The 2,252-nt window shown below is 74.2% G+C and carries 2 protein-coding genes; both read left to right on the top strand.

Annotated elements, in window-relative coordinates:
* A partial coding sequence (locus tag HO151_RS01080; RefSeq protein ID WP_173894268.1) for a beta-ketoacyl reductase occupies positions 1–1,006 on the top strand: 1,006 nt, incomplete at its 5' end.
* A complete protein-coding gene (gene thiO / locus HO151_RS01075) occupies positions 1,003–2,091 on the top strand; it encodes a glycine oxidase ThiO (RefSeq protein WP_173894267.1) in 1,089 nt (362 codons plus the stop codon). The genes HO151_RS01080 and thiO, both read left to right, overlap by 4 nt.
* Positions 2,092–2,252 lie beyond the last annotated feature (161 nt).

The following is a 2,252-nucleotide window of genomic DNA, read 5'->3' as shown; positions in this document are numbered from 1 at the left end:
GCTGCTCGCCCGGCACCTGGTCACCCGCCACGGTGTCCAGCACCTCGTCCTGCTCAGCCGCCGTGGCCCCGACGCGCCCGGCGCCGCCGACCTGAGCAGCGAACTCACCGGGCTCGGCGCCCGCGTCGACGTGGTGGCCTGCGACGTCACCGACCGGTCGGCACTGGAGAGCGCCCTGGCGGACCTCCCGGCGCCCTCCGCCGTCATCCACACCGCCGGCCGGCTGTCCGACGGCGCCGTCGACACCCTCACCCCGCACCGGCTCGACCAGGTCCTGAGCCCCAAGGTCGACACGGCGCTGCACCTGCACGAGCTGATCCAGGACCCGGACTGCGAGTTCGTGATGTTCTCGTCCGTCGCGGGACTGGTCGGCAACTCGGGACAGGCCAACTACGCCGCCGCCAACTCCGTCCTCGACGCGCTCGCGCACCGCCGCCGCTCCCTGGGCCTGCGCGGCCTCTCCCTGGCCTGGGGCCTGTGGGAGAGCGAGGGCGGCATGGGGTCCGAGCTGTCCGCCGCGGACCTCAACCGCATCAAGCGCTCCGGCTTCGCGCCGCTCGGGCACGAACAGGGCCTGGCCCTCTTCGACGCCGCGCTCGCCGGAGACGAGAGCGTGCTCGCCCCCGTACGGCTGAACGAGGCGGCCCTCACCGGGAACGTCCCGCCCGTCCTGGCCGACCTGGCGCCGGCCGCCCCCGCGGGCAAGTCCGCCGACACGCTGCACCTGCGCCTGGCCGACCTGCCGGAGGCCGAACGCGACGGCGCCGTCCTGGAGTTCGTCCGCGAGTCGGCGGCCGCCGTCCTCGGCTACGACAGCTCCGACGACATCGACGCCGACCGCGAGTTCAACGCCGTCGGCCTGGACTCCATCGGCAACCTCGAACTCAGCCGCCGCCTGGCGGCCGGCACCGGGCTGCAGCTCCCGGCGACCGTCGTCTTCGACCATCCCACCCCCGCAGCCCTGGCTTCCCACCTGCGGCGACTTCTCCAGGAGAGTGCATCATGAACACCGTTGTCGTGGGCGGTGGGGTCATCGGCCTGGCCACCGCCTGGCGGGCCGCGCTCCGGGGCATCACCGTCACGGTGATCGACCCGGCCCCCGCCTCGAAGGCGTCCCACGCCTCGGCCGGCATGCTGCCGCCCGGCCACGAGGAACTCCTCAAGCAGGAGCACGTCCTGCGGCTGTGCATGACCTCCCGCGATCTCTACCCGTCCTTCGTGGCCGAGCTGGAGGAGTTCGCGCCCGCGGGCTTCCGGCGCGACGGCGTGCTGGACGCCGCCTTCGACGAGGACGCCCTGCAGGGCCTCGAACGGCAGGAGGCCCTCCAGGAGTCGCTCGGCATCCGCACCCAGCGGCTCGGCCCGCGGGAGTGCAGCGAGCTGGAACCGAACCTCGCGCCCGCCCTCGGCGGCCTGCTGTCGCCCGACGACGGCTCCGTCGACCCGCGCGTGCTCAACGCGGCGCTGATCACCGCCATCGAGGCCCTGGGCGGCACCGTCGTCCGCCGCAGCGCCGTCCGCGTCGGCGACCACACCGTCACCCTCGACAACGGCGACACGGTGACCTTCGACCGCCTCGTCCTGGCCGCCGGCTGCTGGACGCACCAGATCGAGGGCCTGCCCGAGGGCGTCATCCCGGAGATCCGCCCCGTCAAGGGCCAGATCCTGCGCCTGCACTCGGACCCCCCGGTGCTCAACGTGACGACCCGCGCCTTCTCCAAGGGCTCGTCGCTCTACCTGGTGCCCCGGCTGGGCGGCGAACTGGTCATCGGCTCCACCTACGAGGAGCGCGGCTACGACGAGACCGTCACCGCCGACGGCACCTTCGGCCTGCTGGCGCGCGTGACCGAGGTGATACCGAGCGCGGGCACCCTCCGCTTCGCGGAGATCAGCGCGGGGCTGCGGCCCGGCTCGCCCGACGACCTGCCCGTCATCGGCCCGACGACCGTCCCCGACGTCTACCTGGCCTCCGGCCACTTCCGCATGGGCGTCCAGCTGGCGCCGGTCACCGCGGACGCGATGGTCTCCTACCTCACCGACACGGACCCGGACCCCGTGGTGCTGCCGTTCACCCCGCTCCGCTTCTCCTGACCGCTCCGGCGGACATGACGTCGCCCCCCTCACCGGCCGGTGAGGGGGGCGACGTCATGTCCGGGCGGTCCCGGACGGGGGCGCCGGCCGGAACCGGCGCCGTGCGCACGGGACCGGGCTCCGCACCGGAGCGGCGCGCGCCGAACGGCCCCCGGTCTGCG

It is taken from the genome of Streptomyces sp. 8P21H-1 (assembly GCF_013302945.1).
Note: the sequence above shows the minus strand (reverse complement) of the source record. Positions and strands in the feature narration are given on the sequence as shown.